Source organism: Pseudomonas carassii, assembly GCF_036324045.1.
Taxonomy (GTDB): domain Bacteria; phylum Pseudomonadota; class Gammaproteobacteria; order Pseudomonadales; family Pseudomonadaceae; genus Aquipseudomonas; species Aquipseudomonas peradeniyensis.
Window position 1 is genome coordinate 1 of sequence record NZ_JAZDCT010000045.1, and the last position, 23,463, is coordinate 23,463.

Below are 23,463 nucleotides of genomic sequence, written 5' to 3' on the forward strand. Positions count from 1 at the left end.
AACCCCGGAGCGAAGCGCAGGGGCCGGATGAACGGAGCGGGGCGGCTTTGGTTACTTTGGCCAAGACCAAAGTAACCCGCCGTAAGGGCGGAAAGGTGACTAAATGTCGACATCACCTACGAATGCGCTTACAAAAACCAAAACAATCATCTTTGAACCCGAACCCGAACCTCTCAAACCCAAACCCGCGAACTAGCCACCCCCACCACCAACACCCCAATCAACAAATTAACCCCCACCAACCGCCGAATCCGCCCCAGCACCCCAGCCCCCGAGGCCCAATCCCCAGCCTCCACCGCCGTCCGCAGTTCAGGCAGCAACAAAGACTGAACCCGCATGAACAACGCAAACATGACAATCCCCCCGCCAATCATCACCTGCACGTAACGAGGCGCGGTCTCGAACCCGGCAAACCGCAGGTGAATCATCCCGACCCCGCTGACAGCCAACACCGCTACCGCCAGCCAGACCCATCTGAAGAACCGCTGGAAAACCTCCACCCACAACCGCAGCCGCGCAGGCCCCTCCAGCGCGGCAACCGTTGCCGGTCGCAGCACCAGCCAGGCGAAGAACATCCCCCCGACCCAGACAAGGGCGGCCAGGACATGCAAGGTGTAGGGCAGGGCAAAGGCAAGCATCCGGATCTCCATGCGGCACAAAGGGCAATAGCGGGGTATGATAGCCGGCCCATGCGAAACACTGAAAATATATCCAGCCCTCCGGGCGCCTGCAGACCATGATCAGCAACGAACTCAAAGCCACCATCCAGGGCGCCTACTCGCGTTTCCTCGAAGCCAAAAGCCTCAAGCCACGCTACGGTCAGCGCCTGATGATCGCCGAAGTGGCCAAGGTGCTCGGCGACATCGCCTGTGACGACGACGGCCGCCGTGCCGGCGAGCCCGCCGTGGTGGCCGTCGAGGCCGGCACCGGTACCGGCAAGACCGTCGCCTACAGCCTGGCCGCGATCCCCGCCGCCAAGGCCGCCGGCAAGCGCCTGGTGATCGCCACCGCGACCGTGGCCCTGCAGGAGCAGATCGTCTTCAAGGACCTGCCCGACCTGATGCGCAACAGCGGGCTGAACTTCAGCTTCGCCCTGGCCAAGGGCCGTGGCCGCTACCTGTGCCTGTCCAAGCTCGACGTCCTGCTGCAGGAAGGCCATGCCCAGTCGGCCACCGCCCAGCTGTTCGAGGAAGAAGGCTTTCGCATCGAGGTCGACGAGCGCAGCCAGAAGCTGTTCAACAGCATGATCGAGAAGCTCGCCGGCAATCGCTGGGACGGCGACCGCGACAGCTGGTCCGAAACCATCGAGGACCAGGACTGGGCTCGCCTGACCACCGACCATGGCCAGTGCACCGGCCGGCATTGCCCGAACTTCCAGCAGTGCGTGTTCTACAAGGCCCGTGAAGGCATGGGCAAGGTCGACGTGATCGTCACCAACCACGACATGGTCCTGGCCGACCTGGCTCTGGGCGGTGGCGCCGTGCTGCCCGACCCGCGTGACACCATGTACGTGTTCGACGAAGGCCACCACCTGCCCGACAAGGCCATCGGTCACTTCGCCCACTACTCGCGCCTGCGTTCCACCGCCGACTGGCTGGAGCAGACCGCCAAGAACCTGACCAAGCTGCTGGCCCAGCATCCGCTGCCGGGCGACCTTGGCAAGTACATCGAGCAGGTCCCGGAACTGGCGCGGGAGATCCGCACCCAGCAGCAGTTCATGTTCACCCTCTGCGAACAGGTGGCGGATTTCCGCACTGGCGAGGACATGGAAGGCCGTGACCGCCCGCGCTACCGTTTCGAAGGCGGGGTGGTGCCTGAGCAGATCCGCGAGGTCGGCATCGAGCTCAAGAAAGGCTTCGCTCGCCTCAACGACCTGTTCACCCGCCTGGCCGACCTGCTCAAGGAAGGCATGGACAGTGAGAACAGCATCGGTATCGCCAGCCACCAGGCCGAGGAGTGGTACCCGCTGTTCGGCAGCCTGGTGACCCGCGCCCAGGGTAACTGGGAGCTGTGGACCGCGTTCACTGCCGAAGACCCGGAAGACAATCCGCCCATGGCCCGCTGGCTGACCCTGGCCGAAAGCGGCGCGCTGTTCGACATCGAGGTCAACGCCAGCCCCATCCTGGCCGCCGAGATGCTGCGCAAGAGCCTGTGGAACGTCGCTTATGGCGCCCTGGTGACCTCGGCGACGCTTACCGCCCTGGGCAAGTTCGACCGCTTCCGCATGCGTTCGGGCCTGCCCCGCGACGCGGTGCAGTGCGTGGTGCCCAGTCCGTTCGTGCATGGCGACGCCGGCCTGCTGCGGGTACCCGACCTCGGCGCCGACCCGCGGGACGCCACGGCGCACACCGCGGCGATCATTCGCGAGTTGCCGGGTATCGTCGAGGACGCGCGTGGCGCACTGGTGCTGTTCTCCTCGCGCAAGCAGATGCAGGACGTGTTCGACGGCCTGGACCGGGACTGGCGCAAGCTGGTGCTGATCCAGGGCAACCTGTCCAAGCAGGAGACCCTGAACAAGCACAAGGCGCGGGTCGACGACGGCCAGCACAGCGTGCTGTTCGGCCTGGCCAGTTTCGCCGAGGGTGTCGACCTGCCGGGCGCCTACTGCGAGCACGTGGTGATCGCCAAGATCCCCTTCGCCGTGCCGGACGATCCGGTCGAGGCCGCGTTGGCCGAATGGATCGAGGCCCGTGGCGGCAACCCGTTCATGGAAATCGCCGTGCCCGATGCCTCGCTGCGCCTGATCCAGGCCTGCGGCCGGCTGCTGCGCACCGAGCAGGACCGTGGCGTCATCACCTTGCTCGATCGTCGTCTGGTCACGCAGCGCTACGGCAAGGCTATCCTCAATGCGCTGCCACCTTTCCGACGGGAAATCGGCTGAGCGCCGGAGCAAGACGCACAACCCGTTGTCCATTACTCGATTGCGAGCCCATGACGGGCTCCGAAGGAGAGTCATCGCCCTATGATCCGCCGCACCCTGCCTGTCGTGTTCTCCCTGTTGTTCAGTGCGCCCTTGCTGGCCGGGCAACAGACGTTGTTCAGCTTCGTGCGCCCGGCCTCGGTGGTGAATGTCCTCACCCAGGACGCCAGCCTGCCGCAGTACAACGCGGAACAGACGGCCGAAGGCGAAGTGTTGCGGCGGGTGGTGTTCAACCCGGTGGCGCAGCCGACCCTGCGCCTCGCGCCGCAAGGCGGAGCGTGGGACTGGAGCGCCGGCCAGGCACTGACCCTGCGCCTGCAGAGCGGGATGGACTGGGCACTGACCGTCGATGTGACGGTGCAAAGCAGCGACGGACGTACCCTCACCAGCCGCATCGACCTGCCGGCCGGGCCCGCGCAGACCGTGATGATTCCGCTCAAGGCCAGTTCGCCGCTGAGCCAGGGCATGCGCGCCGGGCCACCGATGCCCTGGACCTTCGAGGGGCAACGCCTGCTGCTCACCAGCAGCGAAGGCGCGGTGGACCTGGCGCAGGTCACTTCGATCAGCCTGAGCATTCCCGGCCCCAAGGTGGCCCAGAGCCTGTTGATCGAGAAAGTCGGCCTGCAGGATGACGACCAGGCGTTCAAGGCCGCCTACAGCGAATTGATCGATGCCTATGGGCAGTCGACTCGGGGCCGCTGGCCGGAGAAGATCGTCGGCGATGAGCAGCTCAAGGCCGCCGACAACCGCGAGCAGGCACAACTCAAGGCCTGGCTGGCCGAACGGGACAAGCTCAAGCTGGATACCTATGGCGGCCTGCTCGCGGGGCCGACGTTCGAAGCCAAGGGCTTCTTCCGCACCGAGAAGCGCGACGGGCGCTGGTACTTGGTGACGCCCGACGGGCATCCGTTCTATTCGCTCGGCGTCAATGCCGTTGCCGCCGATGGCGGGCGCACTTATGTCGCCGGCCGCGAAGGCATGTTCAAGGGCTTGCCAGGCGAGGGCGAAGCCATGAACGCCTTCTACGGCGAAGGCAACAACGACGACGGCAATGCCTCGTCTCAGGGCCGGGGCTTCAAGCAAGGGCGCTGGTTCGATTTCTATGCGGCCAACCTGCAGCGCACCTATGGCAAGCCTTGCCCGCAGGATGGCACGGCCTGCCCGGCGCCGGCCCTGGACGCCCAACGCTGGCAGGCCCACACCCTGGACCGCCTGCAGGCCTGGGGCTTCAACACCCTCGGCAACTGGAGCGACCCGGCCCTCGGGCAGGCCAGGCGCCTGCCGTACACTTTGCCGCTGTCGATCGTCGGTGACTACGCCAGCATCAGTACCGGCATGGACTGGTGGGGCCGCATGCCCGATCCGTTTGACCCGCGCTTCGCCATGGCCACCGAGCGCGCCGTGGCCATCGCCGCCCGGGATCACCGCGACGACCCCTGGCTGATCGGTTATTTCGCCGACAACGAGCTGGCCTGGGCTGCCCCCGGCGACGATCCCAAGGCACGCTACGGCCTGGCCTACGGCACCTTGCGCCTGACCACCGATGTGCCGGCCAAGCGCGCGTTCCTCAAGCAGCTGCGCGACAAGTACCGCAACCAGCAAGGCTTGTCCAAGGCCTGGGGGATCGAGCTGACCGCCTGGGAGCTGATGGAAGACCCAGGCTTCGAGGCGCCCTTGCCCAACCCGGAACACCCGGAAATCGAGCGTGACTACCAGTATTTCCAGCAGGTGTTCGCCGAAACCTATTTCAAGACCATTTCCGATGCCCTGAAATGGCATGCGCCCAACCATCTGCTGCTGGGCGGGCGCTATGCGGTCAGCACGCCCGAGGCGGTAATTGCCTGCGCCAGGTTCTGCGATGTGCTGAGCTTCAACTTCTATACCTTGAAGCCTGAAGACGGCTACGACTTCGCTCGGTTGGCCGAGCTGGACAAGCCGGTGCTGGTCTCGGAGTTCCAGTTCGGTTCACGCGACCGTGGTCCGTTCTGGCCAGGCCCGCTGGAAGTGGCCCGCGAGGAAGATCGCGGCTCGGCCTACGCCAACTTCCTCAAGGCCGCCATGGCCCAGCCGATGATCGTTGGCGCTCACTGGTTCCAGTACCTCGACCAGCCGGCCAGCGGCAGGCTGCTGGACGGCGAGAACGGCCACCTGGGCCTGGTGGCCATCACCGACGTGAGCTACCCGGGCTTCGTCGAGGCGGTGCGCCGGAGCAACCTGCAGAGCCTCACGCAGCTACGCACCGAACTGGACAAGCCCGCCCCCAAAAAATGAGTGCTGTCCCTGGCAGCGCTTTCGTGGGAGCGGGCTTGCCCCGCGATAGCGTCAGACCAGGGAATATAGGCACGCCCCCGACAACCACCCAGCCATATCCAGTTTGCAAATCGCCCAACTACTGAAACAATGCACCCCTTTGCAAGCCAGGCCGTACAGAGAGGTAGTCGGGTGCAGATCCAGGGTCACTATGAGCTGAAGTTCGAGGCGGTGCGCGATGCTTTCGCCGCGTTGTTCGAGGATCCCCAGGAGCGTGGTGCCGCATTGTGCATCCAGGTCGGCGGCGAGACCGTGGTCGACCTGTGGGCTGGCAGCGCCGACAAGGACGGCCGCGAGGCCTGGCACAGCGACACCATCGCCAACCTGTTCTCCTGCACCAAGACCTTCACCGCCGTGACCGCCCTGCAACTGGTGGGCGAGGGCAAGCTGGCCCTCGATGCGCCGGTGGCACGCTACTGGCCGGAATTCGCCCAGGCCGGCAAGGAGCAGGTCACCCTGCGCCAGCTGCTCAGCCATCGCGCCGGCCTGCCGGCCATCCGTGAGCTGCTGCCGGCCGAGGCACTGTACGACTGGCAGGCCATGGTCGATGCCCTGGCCGCCGAAGCGCCCTGGTGGACGCCCGGCAGCGAACACGGTTATGCGGCGATCACCTATGGCTGGTTGATCGGCGAGTTGATCCGTCGCGCCGACGGTCGTGGCCCGGGTGACTCGATCGTGGCCCGCACCGCCCGGCCATTGGGGCTGGATTTCCATGTTGGCCTGGCGGACGACGAATTCCATCGCGTGGCGCATATCGCCCGCGGCAAGGGCAACCCTGGCGATGCCGCAGCCCAACGCCTGCTGCAGGTCACGATGCGCGAGCCCGAGGCCCTGTCGACTCGGGCTTTCACTAACCCACCGGCGATCCTCACCAGCACCAACAAGCCCGAATGGCGGCGCATGCAGCAGCCGGCGGCCAATGGCCACGGCAACGCCCGCAGCCTGGCGGGCTTCTATGCCGGCCTGCTCGACGGCAGCCTGCTGGAGTCCGAGCTGCTCGACGAACTGACCCGCGAGCACAGCCTCGGCCAGGACCGCACCCTGTTGACCCAGACCCGCTTCGGCCTGGGCTGCATGCTCGACCAGCCAGAGGTGGCCAACGCCACTTTCGGCCTTGGCGCACGGGCATTCGGTCATCCCGGCGCGGGTGGCTCGGTCGGCTTCGCCGACCCCGAACACGACGTGGCCTTTGGCTTCGTCACCAATACCCTGGGCCCCTACGTGCTGATGGACCCGCGTGCCCAACGCCTGGTGCGGGTCCTTGGCAGTTGCCTTTGATCGGGTAACGCGGGTATTGCCCGGACCCTTTGACTATCCTCAATGCCAACGCCTGACGCGTATGGGCAAAATTTCTTTCTATTTCATGGTGTATCGCTGATGTCTTCACATAAAACCTTAGCACTCGCCCTGTGCCTGGCCATGACCGGCTGCGCCAGCCATTCCCAGGACGCTTCCAAGGACAGTGGCCTGAACTGGTGGCCCTTTGGCTCGGACAAGGTCGCCGACAAGGAAGTGAAGGAGGCCGTTGTCGAAAACGTCGCCAAGGCCGATGCCAAGTCCGAAAGCGCCAGCCGCTGGTGGTGGCCGTTCGGTAGCGACGAGAAAAAGGACAAGGTCGCGGCGGTGCCGAAGATCGACCAGAAGGCCACCCAGGCCTGGCTCGACCAGTACGAGCCGAAGGTTCGCGAGGCGATCAAGGGCAGCAAGTTCGAACTCGAACGCCGTGAAGATGTGCTGGCGGTGACCATTCCGGTAGACAGCTCCTACAACCCGGACCGCCCGAACATGCTACTGCCGGCTACCCTCGGTCCGATCACCCAGGTGGCCAAGGCCATCGAGACCGACACCAAGACCGCCGTGCTGATCCTCGGCCACGCCGACAGCAGCGGTGCCACCGTCGCCAACCAGAAGCTCAGCCTCGAGCGTGCTGCTTCGGTGTCGGCGATCTTCCGTCTCAGCGGCCTGCAGCGTGACCGCCTGATGCTCAAGGGCATGGGCTCGGTGATGCCGCGCGCCGCCAACGACAGCGCCGAGGGCCGCGCCCTGAACCGCCGCGTCGAGATGCTGCTGACCCCACAGAACACCATGGTCGCGTTGCTGGCCAAGTACCAGCAGGCCGCCCCGGCACCGGCCCCGGCGGCTATGGTCGCCACCCAGGATGCCAAGGCCCCGGCGGCCAAGCCAGCCGCCAAGGCCGCTGCCAAGCCGGCTGCGAAAAAGCCGGCCGCCAAGGCCAAGGCACCGGCCAAGGCCAGCACCGCCGCGAAGAAGAAAGCCGCCCCGGCCAAGCCAGCCGCGAAAAAGGCCGCCACCGACAAGAAAGTCGCCGCCAACAGCCCTGCGAAGACCAACTGATCGTCAAGGAAACGCAGTCATGACCCAATCCCTGGCCGATATGCGCCGCGACTACACCCGTGATGGCCTGGCCGAAGCCCAGGCCCCGGGGGAGCCGTTCGCGCTGTTCCACCACTGGTTCGCCGATGCGGTGAAGACCGAGCAGCTACCGGTGGAAGCCAACGCCATGACCCTGGCGACCGTCGACGCCGACGGCCGCCCGCATTGCCGGGTGCTGTTGCTCAAGGCCTTAGATGCCCGAGGGTTCACTTTCTTCACCAACTATGAAAGCGCCAAGGGCCAGCACATCGCGGCGAACCCGTTCGCGGCCATGACTTTCTTCTGGCCGGCGCTGGAGCGCCAGGTGCGGATCGAAGGGCGGGTGGAAAAGGTCACGGCCAAGGAGTCGGACGATTACTACCAGGTACGCCCACTGGGCAGCCGCCTGGGCGCCTGGGCGTCGCCGCAGAGTCGGGTAATTGCCGACCGCGAGGAACTGGAAGGGCTGGTCAAGGCCACCGAGGCGCGCTTTTCCGATACGCAACCGCATTGCCCGGAACACTGGGGCGGCTATCGCCTGGTGCCGGAGCGTGTCGAGTTCTGGCAGGGGCGGGCCAGTCGCTTGCATGATCGGCTGAACTACCGACTGATCGATGGCCAGTGGCTGCGCGAGCGTTTGGCGCCCTGACATCTGGGGCCGCTGTGCGGCCCATCGCGGCACAAGGCCGCTCCTACAGGAATCGCGTAACCCTGTAGGAGCGGCCTTGTGCCGCGATGGGCTGCAAAGCAGCCCCAGCATTACCGATACCCCGCCGCCTCCCGCTCCAGCCACGCCGCCAACTCCTTGCGCCGCACCTTCTCGACCCGCGCCCGTTCCAGCAACTCGAGCATGAAATCCCGCTTCGCCGGATCCTCCCCGGCCAGCGACAGCGCCAGGTCCCGGTCCATCCAGCGACGCATGCGCACATACAGCCACCCGTGGAAATACAGGCCGGCGATAGTCACCACGACGACGATGAAGTAATCCATGGCTATCCTTGGTCTCACGTAAAAGGCCCGCCACACAGCCGGCATAGGCTGTACCCAGGCTGAATGAAAACAATTTTATAACGTTTGCGCCGTGACACTTGTCAAGGCGCGGAGTCTAATGGACACCTGTCTTATGGAGATTGACCCCATGCGTAAATCCGCTTTGCTGCTGGCCAGCTTCACCACCGTGTCGCTGCTGCTGGGCGGCTGCCAGTCGTCGCTGACCGGCGACAGCTACTCCCGTGATGAGGCCCGCCGCGTGCAGACCGTGCGCATGGGTACCATCGAATCCCTGCGTCCGGTGAAGATCGAAGGCACCAAGACCCCGATCGGTGGTGGCGCCGGCGCCATCGTCGGTGGTGTCGCCGGTAGCGCCATCGGTGGCGGCCGTGGCAGCGTCGTGGCTGCGGTGATCGGTGCCGTGGCCGGTGGCCTGGCAGGTTCCGCCGCCGAAGAGGGCCTGACCCGCACCCAGGGCGTCGAGATCACCGTGCGTGAAGACGATGGCAGCATGCGCGCCTATGTGCAGCAAGTGCAGCAGAACGAGGTTTTCCGCGTGGGCGAGCGCGTGCGCATCATGACCGTCGATGGCACCAGCCGCGTCACTCACTGATCGCCGTACAAAAGAAACCCCGAACGGGCTTGGCCTGTTCGGGGTTTTCTTTTGCCTGTAGCCGCGATCGGATTACAGGCCGAGCATGTCCCGCGCCACCGCTTCGGCGATACGGATGCCATCCACGCCGGCCGAAAGAATGCCGCCAGCGTAGCCCGCGCCTTCGCCCGCCGGGAACAAGCCCTTGAGGTTGAGGCTCTGCAAGCTGGCATCACGGGTGATGCGCAGCGGCGACGAGGTGCGGGTCTCGATGCCGGTCAGCACCGCATCGTGCAGGTTGTAGCCCTTGATCTGGCGGTCGAAGGCCGGCAGCGCCTCACGGATCGCCTCGATGGCGAAGTCAGGCAGGCTCGGGGCCAGGTCGCCCAGGGTCACGCCCGGCTTGTAGGACGGCTCGACGCTGCCCAGTGCGGTGGACGGGCGGCCGGCGACGAAGTCGCCCACCAACTGCGCCGGTGCCTGGTAGTTGCTGCCGCCCATCACGTAGGCATGGGCCTCCAGGCGTTCCTGCAGCTCGATGCCAGCCAGTGGGCCGCCCGGGTAGTCGCGCTCGGGGTCGATACCGACGACGATACCGGAGTTGGCGTTGCGCTCATTACGCGAGTATTGGCTCATGCCGTTGGTGACCACGCGGCCCGGTTCGCTGGTGGCGGCGACCACGGTGCCGCCTGGGCACATGCAGAAGCTGTAGACCGAGCGACCGTTCTTGGCGTGGTGCACCAGCTTGTAGTCGGCGGCGCCGAGTTTCGGGTGGCCGGCGTACTTGCCCAGGCGCGCCTTGTCGATCAGCGACTGCGGGTGCTCGATACGGAAACCGACCGAGAACGGCTTGGCTTCCATGAACACGCCCTTGGCGTGGAGCATGCGGAAGGTGTCGCGGGCGCTGTGCCCCAAGGCCAGCACCACATGCCGCGAGTGCAGCTGTTCACCGCTCTGCAGTACCACGCCGGTGAGCTGTTCGCCGTCGATCAGCAGGTCGGTAACCTTCTGCTCGAAGCGCACTTCACCGCCCAGGGTGATGATTTCCTCGCGCATCTTCTCGACCATGCTGGTCAGGCGGAAGGTACCGATGTGCGGCTTGTTGATGTAGAGGATCTCGTCCGGGGCGCCGGCCTTGACGAACTCTTCCAGCACCTTGCGGCCGTGGTGGTTAGGGTCCTTGATCTGGCTGTACAGCTTGCCGTCGGAGAAGGTGCCGGCGCCGCCTTCGCCGAACTGCACGTTGGACTCGGGGTTGAGCACGCTCTTGCGCCACAGGCCCCAGGTGTCCTTGGTGCGCTGACGCACTTCCTTGCCGCGCTCGAGCACGATTGGCTTGAAGCCCATCTGCGCCAGTAACAGCCCGGCGAAGATGCCGCAGGGGCCGAAGCCGACCACGATCGGGCGCGCAGGCAGCTCGGCCGGGGCCTGGCCAACGAACTTGTAGCTGACGTCCGGGGCCACGCCGATCTTGGCGTCGCCTTCGAAGCGGCGCAGCAGTTCGTCTTCGTTGCTGGTTTCAAGGTCGATGGTGTAGATGAACAGCAGCTCGCTGTTCTTCTTGCGCGCATCGTAGCTGCGCTTGAACAGGGTGAAACCGAGCAGTTGCTCATCGCTGATGCCCAGGCGCTGGACGATGGCGGCGCGCAGCTCGTCGTCGGAGTGGTCCAGGGGCAGCTTCAGTTCGGTGATTCGTAGCATGGCAGGGTCCAGTATCCCGGCCATGGGCGGCCGGCAGCTTTACACAAACCGCCAAGTATAAGCTGTTAGCCGCCCCGACTGGCAGGATAAAAGTGCCTGGCGATCAGAGGTCGCGGGCGCCGCCGTAGTAGGCGCAGCCCTGCAGGGTCTTACCGTCGATGCGCAGCTCGGCCTTGAGGTGGCGGATGGCACCGGTGGCGCCGTCGACGCAGCGCTGCGGCGCGACCCACAGCTCGACGCGCTGGCCGTTGGCCTCGCTGGACAGGCTCAGGCCACCGCCGGGCATTGCCTCTTCCAGGTAGGGCAGCGCCAGCGGATCCTGGCCGATGCGGTTGAGCACCATGCCCTTGCCGCTGGCCTTGATGTCCCAGTCCGGCTCGTGGCCGCCGGCACGCAGGGTCAGTTGCTTGAAGTTCGGATCTTCGCAGCCGGAATACTCGGAGGTTTCGAGGCGGTACAGGCGGGTCACGTCGAGCTGGCCGTCGCTGCCGGCCTGCTTGCTGCCGGTCATGCGCGCGCGGACGTCGGCGAACAGCTTGTCACCGGCGTCGTCGGCCAGGTTGGCGGCTTCCTGCAGGATGCCGGTGGCGGCAACGTCGTTGACGATGAAACGACGGCTTTCGCTGCAGGGCTTGAACAGCAGATGACCGCCGGCCGCGCTCAGTTCGCCTTGCATGCGGGTGGTGCCCAGGTTCGGGTCGACCGGTTTTTCGGCCAGCATCTGGCAGCCGGCGAACAGCGGTAGCAGGGCGGTAAGCAGCAGGGAAGGGGTGAGGCGCATGGGGCGGGCTCCGGGAGACGTTGCAAAAGAGCTGGCCACGTTACGCAGGGTGCGCATGGATCACAAGGGCCTCATCGCGGGGCAAGTCGCATCGGCGCTCCGCGATGAGGCCCGCGCAGGCGCAAGAAAAAAGGGCCCGAAGGCCCTTTGATCATTCAACCCCCGAGGTACGCGTCGCGCACCTTAGGGTCGGTCAGCAACGCTTCACCGGTGCCCTGCATCACCACCTTGCCGTTCTCCAGCACATACGCCCGGTCGGCGATCTTCAGCGCCTGGTTGGCGTTCTGCTCCACCAGGAACACGGTCACGCCATCGCGGCGCAGCTGTTCGATGATGTCGAAGATCTGCTGGATGATGATCGGCGCCAGGCCCAGCGACGGTTCGTCGAGCAGCAGCAGCTTGGGCTTGCTCATCAGCGCCCGGCCGATGGCCAGCATCTGCTGCTCGCCGCCGGACATGGTGCCGCCGCGCTGGATGTAGCGTTCCTTCAGGCGTGGGAACAGCTGCAGGACCTTGTCCAACTGCTCCTGGTAGTCGCCCTTGTCGGTGAAGAAACCGCCCATGGCCAGGTTTTCCTCGACGGTCAGGCGCGAGAACACGCGGCGGCCTTCAGGCACCACCGCGATGCTCTTGCGCATGATGTGCGAGGACGACTGGCCGACCAGCTCCTCGCCCAGGTACTTGATGCTGCCGCTGCTCGCCTGGGGCGAGCCGCAGAGGGTCATCAGCAGGGTCGACTTGCCGGCACCGTTGGCACCGATCAGGGTGACGATCTCGCCCTGGTTGATCTCCACGTTGACGCTGTGCAGCGCCTGGATCTTGCCGTAGAAGGTGGAAACGTTCTCGAACTTCAGCATTTACGCTTCCCCCAGGTAGGCCTTGATCACATCAGGGTTGCCGCGAATCTCTTCCGGCGTGCCATCGGCCAGGGGCGTGCCCTGGTTGATCACCACGATGTGGTCGGAAATGCTCATCACCAGTTTCATGTCGTGCTCGATCAGCAGCACGGTCACGTTGTGGGATTCGCGCAGGTAGGCGATGAGGGCCTTGAGGTCCTCGGTCTCCTTGGGGTTGAGGCCGGCGGCCGGTTCGTCGAGCATGATGATCCGCGGTTGGGTCATCATGCAGCGGGCGATTTCCAGGCGCCGTTGCTGGCCGTAGGCAAGGGTGCCGGCGGTACGGTTGGCGAACTCGGTCAGGTTGACCTTCTCCAGCCAATACTGCGCGCGCTCCATGGCCTCCTTCTCGCTGCGGCGGAAGCTCGGGGTCTTGAACAGGCCGGCGAAGAAGTTGGTGTTCAGGTGACGGTGCTGGGCGATCAGCAGGTTTTCCAGCGCGGTCATTTCCTTGAACAGGCGCACGTTCTGGAAGGTCCGCACCACGCCCTTGCGGGCGATCTGATGGCCGGCCAGGCCCTGGATCGGCTGGCCGTCGAGCAGGATGGTGCCGCCGCTGGGCTTGTAGAAGCCGGTGAGGCAGTTGAACACGGTGGTCTTGCCGGCGCCGTTCGGGCCAATCAATGCCACCACCTGTTTTTCCTTGACGGTCAGGCCCACGCCGTTGACCGCCAACAAGCCGCCGAAGCGCATGCTCAGGCCGCTGACTTGCAGAATTTCGCGGCTCATCGCGGCAGCTCCATGTGCGGACGTTGCATGGGCAGCAGGCCCTGCGGACGCCAGATCATCATCAACACCATCAGCGCACCGAACATCAGCATCCGGTATTCGCTGAACTCACGCATCATCTCCGGCAGCAGGATCATCACGATGGCCGCGAGAATCACGCCCAGCTGCGAACCCATGCCACCCAGCACGACGATGGCGAGGATGATCGCCGACTCGATGAAGGTGAACGACTCCGGTGTCACCAGCCCCTGGCGGGCGGCGAAGAAGCTGCCGGCGAAACCGGCGAAGCAGGCACCCAGGGTGAACGCCGAGAGCTTGATCACGGTGGGGTTCAGGCCCAGCGCGCGGCAGGCGATCTCGTCTTCACGCAGCGCTTCCCAGGCACGCCCGATCGGCATGCGCAGCAGGCGGTTGATGACGAACAGCGCCAGCAGTGCCAGCAGCAGGGCCACCAGGTAGAGGAAGATCACCTTGTTGATCGAGTTGTATTCCAGCCCGAAGAACTCGTGGAAGGTCTGCATCCCTTCGGCAGCTTTACGTTCGAAGGTCAGGCCGAAGAACTCCGGCTTGGGGATGTTGCTGATGCCGTTGGGGCCGCCGGTCCAGTCGGTGAGGTTGCGCAGGAACAGGCGAATGATTTCGCCGAAGCCCAGCGTCACGATCGCCAGGTAGTCGCCGCGCAGGCGCAGCACCGGGAAGCCGAGCAGGAAACCGAAGGTGGCGGCCATCAGGCCGGCGATCGGCAGGCACACCCAGAAGCTCCAGCCCAGGTAGTGCGAGAGCATCGCGTAGCTGTAGGCGCCGACGGCGTAGAAGCCGACGTAACCCAGGTCGAGCAGGCCCGCAAGCCCCACCACGATGTTCAGGCCCAGGCCCAGCAGCACGTAGATCAGGATCAGCGTGGCGATGTCGACCGCGCCGCGCGAGCCGAAGAACGGCCAGATCAGCGCCGCCACGATCAGCCCCATGATGACCCAGCGCTGGGTCTTCGGCAGGGTGAGGAAGTTGGTCACCGAAGGCGGTACCAGCTTGCGCTCCGAGCGGCGGCCCATCACCGCGCTCCACTGCTTGTCGAACAATACGCGCAGGAACATCAGCACCGAGCACGCGGCGATGATGCTGATGGTGAACGAGCCCTGGCTGTGCACGATCAGGCTGATGCCGTCGATGCTGAGTTTCAGGCCCAGCACCGGGAAGGCCACGGCCCAGACCAGCAAGGCGCTGAAGAACGCCTGTTTGAGATTTCTGTTCATACTTTTTCAACCTCCGGGCGGCCCAGGATGCCGGTCGGCCGGAACAGCAGGACAAGAACCAAAAGACCGAATGCCACCACGTCCTTGTACTGGTCGCCGAAGATGTCGGCGCCGAACGCTTCGGCCACGCCCAGCACCAGCCCGCCGAGCATGGCGCCCGGGATGCTGCCGATGCCGCCCAGTACCGCCGCGGTGAAGGCCTTCAGGCCCACCAGGAAACCGGCGTTGGGGTTGATCACCCCGTACTGCATGCTCAGCAGCACGGCCGCCACCGCCGCCAGCGCGGCGCCGATGACGAAGGTCAGGGCGATGATGTTGTTGGTGTTGATGCCCAGCAGGTTGGCCATCTTGATGTCCTCGGCGCAGGCGCGGCAGGCGCGGCCCAGGCGGGAACGGGAGATGAACAGGGTCAGGCAGGTCATGGCGACGAGGGTCACCACGAACACCAGGATCTGCATGTACGAGACCAGCACTTCCTCAGCGCCGCCCGGGCCGAACGAGAAGCTGCCGGGGATCAGGTTGGGGATGGACTTGTCCTTCGAATCCTGCGACAGCAGGACGGTGTTCTGCAGGAAGATCGACATGCCGATGGCGGAGATCAGCGGGATCAGCCGGTTGCTGTTGCGAAGCGGCCGGTAGGCGACCCGTTCGATGCTGTAGCCGTAGGCGCTGGTGACGAAGATCGTGGCGACGAAGGCCACGGTCATGAGGATCGGCAACGAGTGGATGCCCATCATGGCCAGCCCGGCGAGGGCGATGAAGGCCACGTAGGAACCGATCATGTACACCTCGCCGTGGGCGAAGTTGATCATGCCGATGATGCCGTACACCATCGTGTAACCGATGGCGATCAGCGCGTAGGTACTGCCGATGGTCAATCCGTTAACCAGTTGTTGTAGGAAATGGTAGATCTCAGGCATTACAGCGCTCCTAAAAACCTGATTTGCATTTCTCTGGCGGGGGATGACCCCGGCCCATGTTCTCGTGGTCTACGCCACGTGATCTTGTGCGGGCACAACCAGGAAACCGCGGGTGACGGTTTTAAGATTTTCAGGTGAACCGGCTCCCGGATCACGGGAATCAGGTCCATAGAACCTCGTAAAACAAAGCCCACTGCTCGCACAGTGGGCTTCTCGGTCAGCTATTAGTCACGCAGTTACTGAGGGGAGACTTCGGTCTTCGGCTTGCCGAAGTGCCATTCGTAGACCACGAACTTGAAGTCTTTCAGGTCGCCTTTCGCGTCGTAGGACAGGTCGCCGGTCGGGGTCTTGAAGGTGCCGGCGTGGATGGCGGCAGCCACCTTGTCGGCGTCTTCGGACTTGGCGGCTTTGATGCCTTCGGCGATCAGCTGGACAGCCGAGTAGGCCGGGAACACGAACGGACCGCTCGGGTCCTTGCCGTCGGCCTTGATCGCGTCGACGATGGCCTTGTTCGCAGGGTCGGCGTCGAACGATTTCGGCAGGGTGACCAGCAGGCCTTCGGAAGCGCCCTGGGCGATCTGCGAGATGGAGTCGTTACCCACGCCTTCCGGCCCCATGAACTTGGCTTTCAGGCCCTTCTCTTGCGCCTGGCGCAGGATCAGGCCCAGCTCCGGGTGGTAGCCGCCGTAGTAGACGAAGTCGACGTTGTTCTGCTTGAGCTTTTGGATGATCGAGGAGAAGTCCTTGTCACCGGCGTTCAGGCCTTCGAAGACGGCAACCTTGGTGCCTTTGCCTTCCAGGGTGGTCTTGACCGCGGTGGCGATGCCTTCGCCGTACTGCTGCTTGTCGTGCAGGACCGCAACGACCTTCGGTTTGACGTGGTCGGCGATGTAGTTGCCGGCGGCCGGGCCCTGGGCGCTGTCCAGGCCGATGGTACGGAAGACCATCTTGTAGCCACGGCTGGTGATGTCCGGGGAGGTGGCGGCGGGGGTGATCATGATCACGCCTTCGTCTTCGTAGATGTCGGACGCAGGCTGGGTGGAGCTGGAGCACAGGTGGCCGATCACGTACTTGACGCCATCGTTGACCACTTTGTTGGCGACGGCCACGGCCTGTTTAGGGTCGCACGCGTCGTCGTATTCCTTGGCTTCGAGCATCTTGCCATCGACGCCGCCCTTGGCGTTGATGTCCTTGATGGCCTGTTTGGCGCCGACGAACTGCATGTCGCCGTACTGGGTCACCGGCCCGGTCTTGGGACCGGCGATGCCGATCTTGATGGTGTCGGCGGCAAACGAATGGCTGGCGACTCCGGCCAGAACCATCGCGGCAAACAGCTTGGAAATCTTGATCATAGTGCTCCACTCATTCTGTTGTAATTCTTATAGTCCTGAGGCCAGGGCTACAGACCGGGCGGGATCTACGGCCTGGCTACGCCATGCCGTGAGCCCACCTTCCCCCGGAACATGTCCCGGAACTGTACCGGTACAGTGTAGAGCGCCGTCCGAGCGCTTGAAAAGCGGGCGAAAAGCGTCTGTTTCGAGGGGTGTCGCCTGGTCGACATAAAGATACAGAAAAGCGCCATCACTTTGCCGGTATCTGCGGCCCGCCCCCACAAGTTCGGGCCTGATCGACCAAATTACGTATTTGAAACCAGGTTTTTCTGCAAAAATGCCGGCCTTTTTGTTGGACGATCTTTGCGCAGGTAAACCCATGACTGATCAAGTAAGCACCCTCTATGCCAAATTGCTCGGCGAGACCGCCGTCATCGAGTGGAAAGCCCTGGAGCGTTTCTGGGCCAAGGGTGACCTGATTTGGGTCGACCCCAGCCTCGACCTGATCACCGTTGCCGAGGCGATGGCCGAGAATCGCAGCGAGATCTTCGCCAAGTGGCGTAATGATGGCACTGTCGGAGCGGTTTCCGCCGAGCAGGCGCTCGACCTGCAAACCCGCGATCCAGAGATCTGGGCAGTGGTGGTTTCGCCGTTCATCGTGATCCAGGCGAAGAAAGCGGAATAAGCACGCGCTTTTTTAGTGCGCAAAAATGCGCAAGCGCCCCGCTCTGGTGCGCATTGACGCTCACGTAAGGTGGAAGTTGGTAACAGTGGCGGGGTGATTTGGCGGGGCGGTAACAGTTTACGGAATGCGTAAATGGGGCTGCTGCGCAGCTCCTTCGCGGCACAAGGCCGCTCCTACAGGAGGGCGCGATTTCCTGTAGGAGCGGCCTTGTGCCGCGAAAGGGCCACTAAGTGGCCCCTGCTCTATCAGTAATCCACGCGCCCGGTATGGCTGTTCAGCGAAATCACCCGGGTCTTGCCGATACGGTGGCGGAAGATCTCGCGCAGGTACTTCACCGCCTTCTTCACGCACTCGCGCGACAGGCGGATATCGTTGATCGACACGAACCGGCTCTTGTCGTTGATCAGTTCGCGGTACTTCTTCTCGTACATCGGTTTGATCGCGTACCAGTTGGTGTCGAGGATCTTCGCCGGATTCTCGAACTCGTTGAGCAGGTCGTCGATGCTGTCTTCGTCGAAATGCTCGCTGGTGATGAACTCCAGGATCGCGTTGTCCATGGTGTCGTCGAAGCGGTACGGGTTGCGCGCGAAGCAACGCTTGATGAAGGCCACGATCAGGGTCAGGAAGTCGTCCGACAGGCACGGGCTCTTGGCGATCAGGGTGGTCAGCGACAGGTTGGCCGAGGCGCCGATCACCAGCGCGTAGCGCTTGAGCGTGGTGTTGGGGAACAGGCTGTTGAGGTGGGTCTTGAGCCGGTTCAGGTCCATGTACGACAGCTTGTAGTCCTTGGGCAGGGAGACGATCGACACCACCGACGAGCAGTTCTTGAAGAAGTGCAGATCGTGCAGGGCCGCGGCGTCGTAGCCCGAGGCCTGGTACTGCTCCAGCGCGGCGCGGTAGCGGCGCGACTCGATCGGCAGCAGGCTGATGCCTTCGATGGCCTGGGTCTGCTTGTTGAAGTGCGGCAGGTCGATGGAGCGGAAGAACAGGTCGTCGATGTCCAGGCGCGGCTGCTCGCGCTCGAACACCTTGAACTTGTCCGACCCCGCCGGCGGCACTTCCGGCACCACCGACTCGGCGTAGGCGATGGCCACGGGGCCGGCCAGGCTCATGAACAGGTCGTTGGCGTCCAGGCGAATGGTCTCGCCGATGTCGATGCCGGCACGACGGAAGTAGTTCTGGTCGTAGTCGGTGGTCACCGCCTGGGCGGTGAGAATGTTGAAGATCTGCTGGGAGATGTACTGGTTGGCGTGCTTCTCCATGGCGTTGACGTCGATGTTCTGGATCGTGCCGTCATCGCTCTCCTCGGCGTAGCGCATGATGTCGTTGGAGATCAGCATCATCGCGTTCCACGGGCGGATGCGGCCCATGACGCTGGCTTCGCTGCTGTCTTCATTGTCGAAGTTGTACGAGAAATCCCATTCCTCAGACAGGTACTTGCACAACAGGCGCCCGGCGTTGATGTGCAGCGCTTCGGACATTTCGCTGCGGTGGTCGGAGGCGTTGGGCAGCACGCAGATGCCGCTGGTGAAGATCGGCTCGAAGACGAACGAGTGCCCGCTCTTGCCGTCGTTCTCGTCGGCCGGCTTGGTATCGAAGGTCTTGTTCATGTACGAATACTGCTGGGCCAGGCCGAATTCCGAGGCCATGCCCGAGCCGGTGCCGCCGCCGGCGCTGAAGATGTAGAAGTACAGGCGCGACTGGTTGGCCTTGATGCCGCAGGAGTCGATCAGGTACGAGTGGATCAGCTTCCAGTCGGCGCTGGAGAAGCGCTGGGTGTCCTTGTTGAGAATGATCTTGGCCAGGTACTGGCCGAGGATCGGCGCGTTACCGGCGCCCCCGGCATGCACCTCGGACAGGTCCATGATCTTCATCTTGCTGTAGTCGCGCAGGAAGCCGCCACGCTCGCCCTTGCGCGAGAAACGGATGCGCCCGGCGATGTCCTTGTCCAGGTCGCCCAGCATTACCAGCGGCTCGACCAGGAACACCGGCTTGGCGGCCTTGTTCTGCACCAGGCGCAGGTTCTGGCGGATCCAGCGCGCCGGGCTGTAGCCGGCCTCGCCCTTGAAACGGTCCTCGTTGTTGTACTCGTTGAGGAAGAAGGTGCGGGCGTTGTACACCAGTTCCGCCACGTCCAGTGCGATGTTCGAGCCACAGCGGCCCAGGCCGATCAGGCATACCGACGGGAACTGCTGCTCCAGGCGCAGCTGGTCCTCGTCCTCCACGTGCAGGTTCGGCGGGAACACCAGGTCACGCAGGCCGTCGAGGTTGTCGAGGATGCGCTGGATGTCCTGTTCGGTGAAGTACAGGTACTGCTGCGCCGGCATGCTGCGGGCGGCGGGAAGGTCTCGAGCACTGCCGGCGGTCAGCGAAGTGGGGCTGAGGGTCGGCTCGGGGACCGCATTGGCAGAAGTGTTCGTAGAGGTCATAGTGCGCCATTTGCCTGGAGTGGTTGGCTTCCCGGTGATGCATGTCATCTAGCCATCACGGAGAAATTTCGCGACTTTATCAGTGCGTCTTTTTCTTATGCGATAGGGGGTTTCCTTAGGCGGACTAAGGTTTTTCCTTTCGCACCCGCATTGCATCGTCCGTTTGTCACGCTTCTTTAATCTGGAGTTGCTCATGAGTACTGCATTGCCTTCGTTGGGGTTTGCCGGGATCGGTCTGATGGGCCTGCCGATGTGCCGTCGGCTGCTGGCCGCGGGGTATCCGCTGACCGTGTGGAACCGCAGCCCGGACAAGTGCGCCGAGCTGGTCGCCGCTGGTGCGCGGCTGGCCGCCAGCCCCGCCGAGCTGTGCCAGGCGACGGACATGGTGCTGCTGTGCCTGGCCGACACGGCGGTGGTGCGCGAGGTGGTGTTCGGTGACCAGGGCATCGTCCAGGGCGGTCGCCACGGCCAGCTGCTGGTGGACTTCTCCAGCCTGGAGCCGACCGCCACCCGGGAGATGGCTGCCGAGCTGGCCGCCCTGTGCGGCATGGCCTGGCTCGATGCGCCGGTGTCCGGTGGCACGCCTGGGGCCGAGGCCGGCACTCTGGCGATCATGGTTGGCGGCGAGGCCGGCGACCTGGAGCGGGCGCGGCCGGTGCTGCTGACCCTGGGCCAGCGGGTGACGCACATGGGCGCGGTGGGCGCCGGCCAGGTGACCAAGGCGTGCAATCAGATGATCGTGGCCTGCAATGCGCTGGTGATCGCCGAGGTGGTGGCGCTGGCCGAGCAGTCGGGGGTCGATGCGCGGCTGATCGCCGAGGCGCTGGCCGGTGGATTCGCTGACTCCAGGCCGCTGCAGATCCTTGCCCCGCAAATGGCTGAGAGCCGCTTCGAACCGGTCAAGTGGCATGTCCGGACCTTGCTCAAGGACCTCGACACTGCGGTGAAATTCTCCCGCGAGCAGGGCTCGGCGACGCCGCTCAGTGGCCTCGCCGCGCAATTGATGCGCCTGCACGGTAGCCAGGGTTATCTGCAAAAAGATCCGGCGACCCTGGTAGCGCTGTATCGCAACAAGGACTGAGTTCGCCCGGCTGGCGGTCGAGCCGTTCGAGAATCGGCCGCAGCTCGGACAGCGGCACCGGCCGGCTGAGCAGGTAGCCCTGCAGGTAGTCGCAGCCATGGCTGGCCAGGAACTCATGCTGCTCGACGGTCTCGACGCCTTCGGTGACCACCTTCAGGTGCAGGGTGTGGGCCATGATGATGATCGCCTGGACGATCTCCCGGTCCTTCTGGCTGCCTGGCACATCCTGGATGAACGAGCGGTCGATCTTCAGCACATCCAGTGGCAGGCGCTTGAGGTAGGCCAGTGACGAATAGCCGGTGCCGAAGTCGTCGATCGACAGCGCCACGCCCTGGGCGCGGATGCGCTTGAGCAGGCTGATGGTGTGGTGAATGTCGCCCATCAGCGCGTTTTCGGTGACCTCCAGCTCCAGCTGGCGCGGCGCCAGGCCAGCCTGGAACAGCGCCATCTCCACCTCGGTGGCCAGTTCTTCGCGGCCGAGGGTGAGTGCCGAGCAGTTCACCGTGACCTTCAGTTCGCCATAGCCATGGCAATTGAGCTGGGCCAGATCCTCGCAGGCCCGGCGCAGCACCCACAGGTCCAGTTCGGCGATCAGGCCGTTGGCCTCGGCGATGCAAATGAAGCGGTCAGGGCTGAGCAGGCCGTGTTGCGGGTGCTGCCAGCGCACCAGGGCCTCGAGCTTGGCCACCTGGCCGCTGCGCAGGTCGAAGATCGGCTGGTAGTGCACGCACAGGCCGCGTTCCTCGAACAGCGCCACACGCAGTTCCTCCTCCAGTTGCAGCTCCAGGGTGGCGCGGGTCTTCAGGCCATTGTTGAAGAAGTTCAGGCTGTTGCGCCCGCAACCCTTGGACTGGTACAGCGCCAGGTCGGCGTTCTTCAGCAGTTCCTCGGTGCTCTGGCCGTCGTCTGGGAAGATGCTGATGCCGATGCTGGTGGTCATCACCATGCGCCGGCCCGCCAGGTCGATCGGCTCCTTCATCCGCTGCATGATGCGCTGGGCCAGGTGGCGGGCCTCGTCGCGGCTGTTGAGGCTGGTGACGATGCAGAACTCGTCGCCACCGAAGCGCGCCACCAGGTCCTGGCCGCGGGTTGCGGCCTTGATATGGCCGGCGATCACCTTGAGCAGCTCGTCGCCGGCGGCATGCCCGAGGCTGTCGTTGATGCGTTTGAAATGGTCGATGTCGAGGAACATCACCGCCAGCATGCCCTCATGGGCGGCCTGTTCGGCCAGGCGCTCGGCGAACACCTGGTTGAAGCCGCGGCGGTTGACCAGGTTGGTCAGGGCATCGTAGTGGGCGGCCTGCTGCAGCGAAGCCCGGGCCTGGTCGAGCTGGCTGAGCAGCACATTGACCCGGCGCAGGTCGTGCTCCTTGCTCTGCAGCTTCTTGTCGGCCAGCGCCGCGCTGATGCTGCCGCCGCTGATCAGCAGGGTGATGACGGCGATGGTCAGCGCCAGTTGCAGGCTGTTGTCGGTCGAGGGCAGGCGCAGGGCGGTTTCGCCGGGAATCACCAGGGTCATGGCGGCCATGCCGGTGAAATGGGTCAGCACGATGCCCCCGGCCATCAGCAGGCTGGCACCGTACTTGAGCAGCAGGTGCAGGGTGCCGCTGCCCTTGTTGAAGTAACGGGCCATCAGCAGCGCCACCAGGCTGGCGAGCACGGCAATGGCGACGGAGGCGAGCAGCAGGCCGGTCTGGTAGTACTGCTGGGCGCTGGTCTGCAGGGCGGCCATGCCGGTGTAGTGCATGACACTGATGCCCAGACCGATGAACAGTGCGGTCTGCAGGTAGTGACGCAGGCGCATTTCGCTGCGGTTGAGGCTGTTCATCGCCAGCCAGGCGGCGAGCAGGGCCACCAGCAGCGACAAACCGGTCAGCGGCGCGTCGAAGTGGATCTCCAGCGGTGCCTGGAACGCCAGCATGCTGATGAAGTGCATGGCCCAGATCCCGCCAGCCAGGCAGCAGGCGCCAAGCACTCGCCATTGCCGACGCGCGAAGCGGTCTTCGCAGTGGCTCTGGCGTTCGCTCATGTCCAGGGTGGCGAAACAGGCGGCGCTGGCCACGATGAAGGCGAGCAGCACCAGGAAGGGGTTGTGTCGGCAGTCGAGGATGATCTGTCCGGTCGCCGGCAGCTCGGCGAACAATTGCAGTCCCAGCCACTCCATTGCAGGCCTCTTCGTCGAGTCTTCACTCGTCCCCAAAAAAGCACAGATGGAGACTGTTCCTGCAGGAGTATAGAAACGGGTGCTTAAGCCTTCCTGATTAATGGCACTTTGATTTCTACCATTTGGATATGAAGGCAATAGCTGGATGGTCTAAATGGATATCGCTGCCCCGCACGATCCTTGTAGGAGCGGCCTTGTGTCGCGAAAGGGCTGCGAAGCAGCCCCAGAATTTCAGCGTTCATGCAAAGATCGCCGGGGCCGCTTTGCGGCCCTTTCGCGACACAAGGCCGCTCCTACAGGGGATGTGT

19 protein-coding genes are annotated in these 23,463 nt (G+C 64.3%); 8 read left to right on the plus strand and 11 right to left on the minus strand.

Features of this window, described 5'->3' with window-relative positions:
• Positions 1-173: 173 nt before the first annotated feature.
• A complete protein-coding gene (locus V0R62_RS24090) occupies positions 174-638 on the minus strand; it encodes a CopD family protein (protein WP_186716121.1) in 465 nt (154 codons plus the stop codon).
• A gap of 98 nt (positions 639-736) precedes the next feature.
• On the opposite strand from V0R62_RS24090, the gene dinG reads away from it, so the two are divergent.
• The 5 genes from dinG (at position 737) to pdxH (ending at position 8,252) form a co-directional block, all read left to right on the plus strand.
• On the plus strand, positions 737-2,881 hold the full coding sequence (gene dinG, locus V0R62_RS24095) for an ATP-dependent DNA helicase DinG (protein WP_330105499.1): 2,145 nt from the start codon (positions 737-739) through the stop codon (positions 2,879-2,881).
• An 81-nt stretch (positions 2,882-2,962) separates the two neighbouring features.
• Complete coding sequence (locus tag V0R62_RS24100; protein ID WP_330105500.1) at positions 2,963-5,191, plus strand: beta-galactosidase; 2,229 nt, start codon at positions 2,963-2,965, stop codon at positions 5,189-5,191.
• 171 nt (positions 5,192-5,362) lie between these two features.
• Positions 5,363-6,508: a serine hydrolase domain-containing protein gene (locus tag V0R62_RS24105; protein WP_050704223.1), complete on the plus strand. Its 1,146-nt coding sequence runs from the start codon at positions 5,363-5,365 to the stop codon at positions 6,506-6,508.
• 99 nt (positions 6,509-6,607) lie between these two features.
• Positions 6,608-7,585 carry an OmpA family protein gene (locus V0R62_RS24110; protein ID WP_330105501.1) on the plus strand — a complete coding sequence of 326 codons (978 nt, stop codon included), beginning with the start codon at positions 6,608-6,610 and terminating at the stop codon, positions 7,583-7,585.
• A gap of 19 nt (positions 7,586-7,604) precedes the next feature.
• Positions 7,605-8,252 (plus strand): pyridoxamine 5'-phosphate oxidase, encoded by a 648-nt coding sequence (gene pdxH / locus V0R62_RS24115; protein ID WP_330105502.1) that lies wholly within the window; start codon positions 7,605-7,607, stop codon positions 8,250-8,252.
• 110 nt (positions 8,253-8,362) lie between these two features.
• Here the strand turns inward: pdxH and V0R62_RS24120 are convergent, their stop codons facing one another.
• The gene (locus V0R62_RS24120) at positions 8,363-8,593 is read right to left on the minus strand and encodes a hypothetical protein (RefSeq protein WP_050704226.1); all 231 of its coding nucleotides are present in this window, start codon (positions 8,591-8,593) and stop codon (positions 8,363-8,365) included.
• Between the two features lie 148 nt (positions 8,594-8,741).
• Here V0R62_RS24120 and V0R62_RS24125 point away from each other — a divergent pair, with 148 nt between their 5' ends.
• Positions 8,742-9,206: an outer membrane lipoprotein gene (locus V0R62_RS24125; protein ID WP_050704227.1), complete on the plus strand. Its 465-nt coding sequence runs from the start codon at positions 8,742-8,744 to the stop codon at positions 9,204-9,206.
• A 72-nt stretch (positions 9,207-9,278) separates the two neighbouring features.
• On the opposite strand, the gene V0R62_RS24130 is transcribed toward V0R62_RS24125, so the two are convergent.
• The 7 genes from V0R62_RS24130 to V0R62_RS24160 form a co-directional block, all read right to left on the minus strand.
• On the minus strand, positions 9,279-10,886 hold the full coding sequence (locus V0R62_RS24130; RefSeq protein WP_186735315.1) for an NAD(P)/FAD-dependent oxidoreductase: 1,608 nt from the start codon (positions 10,884-10,886) through the stop codon (positions 9,279-9,281).
• Between the two features lie 103 nt (positions 10,887-10,989).
• Entirely contained in the window at positions 10,990-11,667 is a 678-nt protein-coding gene (locus tag V0R62_RS24135) for a COG3650 family protein (RefSeq protein WP_050704229.1), read from the minus strand.
• Positions 11,668-11,822: 155 nt separating this feature from the next.
• A complete protein-coding gene (locus V0R62_RS24140) occupies positions 11,823-12,524 on the minus strand; it encodes an ABC transporter ATP-binding protein (protein ID WP_011532591.1) in 702 nt (233 codons plus the stop codon).
• Positions 12,525-13,292 (minus strand): high-affinity branched-chain amino acid ABC transporter ATP-binding protein LivG, encoded by a 768-nt coding sequence (livG, locus tag V0R62_RS24145; RefSeq protein ID WP_084856089.1) that lies wholly within the window; start codon positions 13,290-13,292, stop codon positions 12,525-12,527.
• Positions 13,289-14,545, minus strand: coding sequence for a high-affinity branched-chain amino acid ABC transporter permease LivM (locus tag V0R62_RS24150; RefSeq protein WP_186735313.1), 1,257 nt, complete (start codon positions 14,543-14,545; stop codon positions 13,289-13,291). Before V0R62_RS24150 ends, livG begins: the two co-directional genes overlap by 4 nt.
• Positions 14,542-15,465, minus strand: a complete 924-nt coding sequence (gene livH, locus V0R62_RS24155; RefSeq protein WP_028692119.1) for a high-affinity branched-chain amino acid ABC transporter permease LivH — start codon at positions 15,463-15,465, stop codon at positions 14,542-14,544. The genes V0R62_RS24150 and livH overlap by 4 nt, the downstream gene beginning before the upstream one ends.
• A gap of 236 nt (positions 15,466-15,701) precedes the next feature.
• Positions 15,702-16,817 carry a branched-chain amino acid ABC transporter substrate-binding protein gene (locus tag V0R62_RS24160; protein WP_330105503.1) on the minus strand — a complete coding sequence of 372 codons (1,116 nt, stop codon included), beginning with the start codon at positions 16,815-16,817 and terminating at the stop codon, positions 15,702-15,704.
• Between the two features lie 358 nt (positions 16,818-17,175).
• Between V0R62_RS24160 and V0R62_RS24165 the strand changes: the two genes are divergently transcribed.
• Complete coding sequence (locus V0R62_RS24165; protein WP_062363838.1) at positions 17,176-17,481, plus strand: DUF2288 domain-containing protein; 306 nt, start codon at positions 17,176-17,178, stop codon at positions 17,479-17,481.
• Positions 17,482-17,726: 245 nt separating this feature from the next.
• On the opposite strand, the gene V0R62_RS24170 is transcribed toward V0R62_RS24165, so the two are convergent.
• Positions 17,727-19,910: a hypothetical protein gene (locus V0R62_RS24170; protein WP_028692116.1), complete on the minus strand. Its 2,184-nt coding sequence runs from the start codon at positions 19,908-19,910 to the stop codon at positions 17,727-17,729.
• A 193-nt stretch (positions 19,911-20,103) separates the two neighbouring features.
• On the opposite strand from V0R62_RS24170, the gene V0R62_RS24175 reads away from it, so the two are divergent.
• Positions 20,104-20,991, plus strand: a complete 888-nt coding sequence (locus tag V0R62_RS24175; protein WP_330105504.1) for an NAD(P)-dependent oxidoreductase — start codon at positions 20,104-20,106, stop codon at positions 20,989-20,991.
• Here V0R62_RS24175 and V0R62_RS24180 read toward each other — a convergent pair.
• Entirely contained in the window at positions 20,891-23,155 is a 2,265-nt protein-coding gene (locus tag V0R62_RS24180; protein WP_330105505.1) for a putative bifunctional diguanylate cyclase/phosphodiesterase, read from the minus strand. The two genes, V0R62_RS24175 and V0R62_RS24180, sit on opposite strands and share 101 nt — an antisense overlap.
• Between the last annotated feature and the right edge of the window lie 308 nt (positions 23,156-23,463).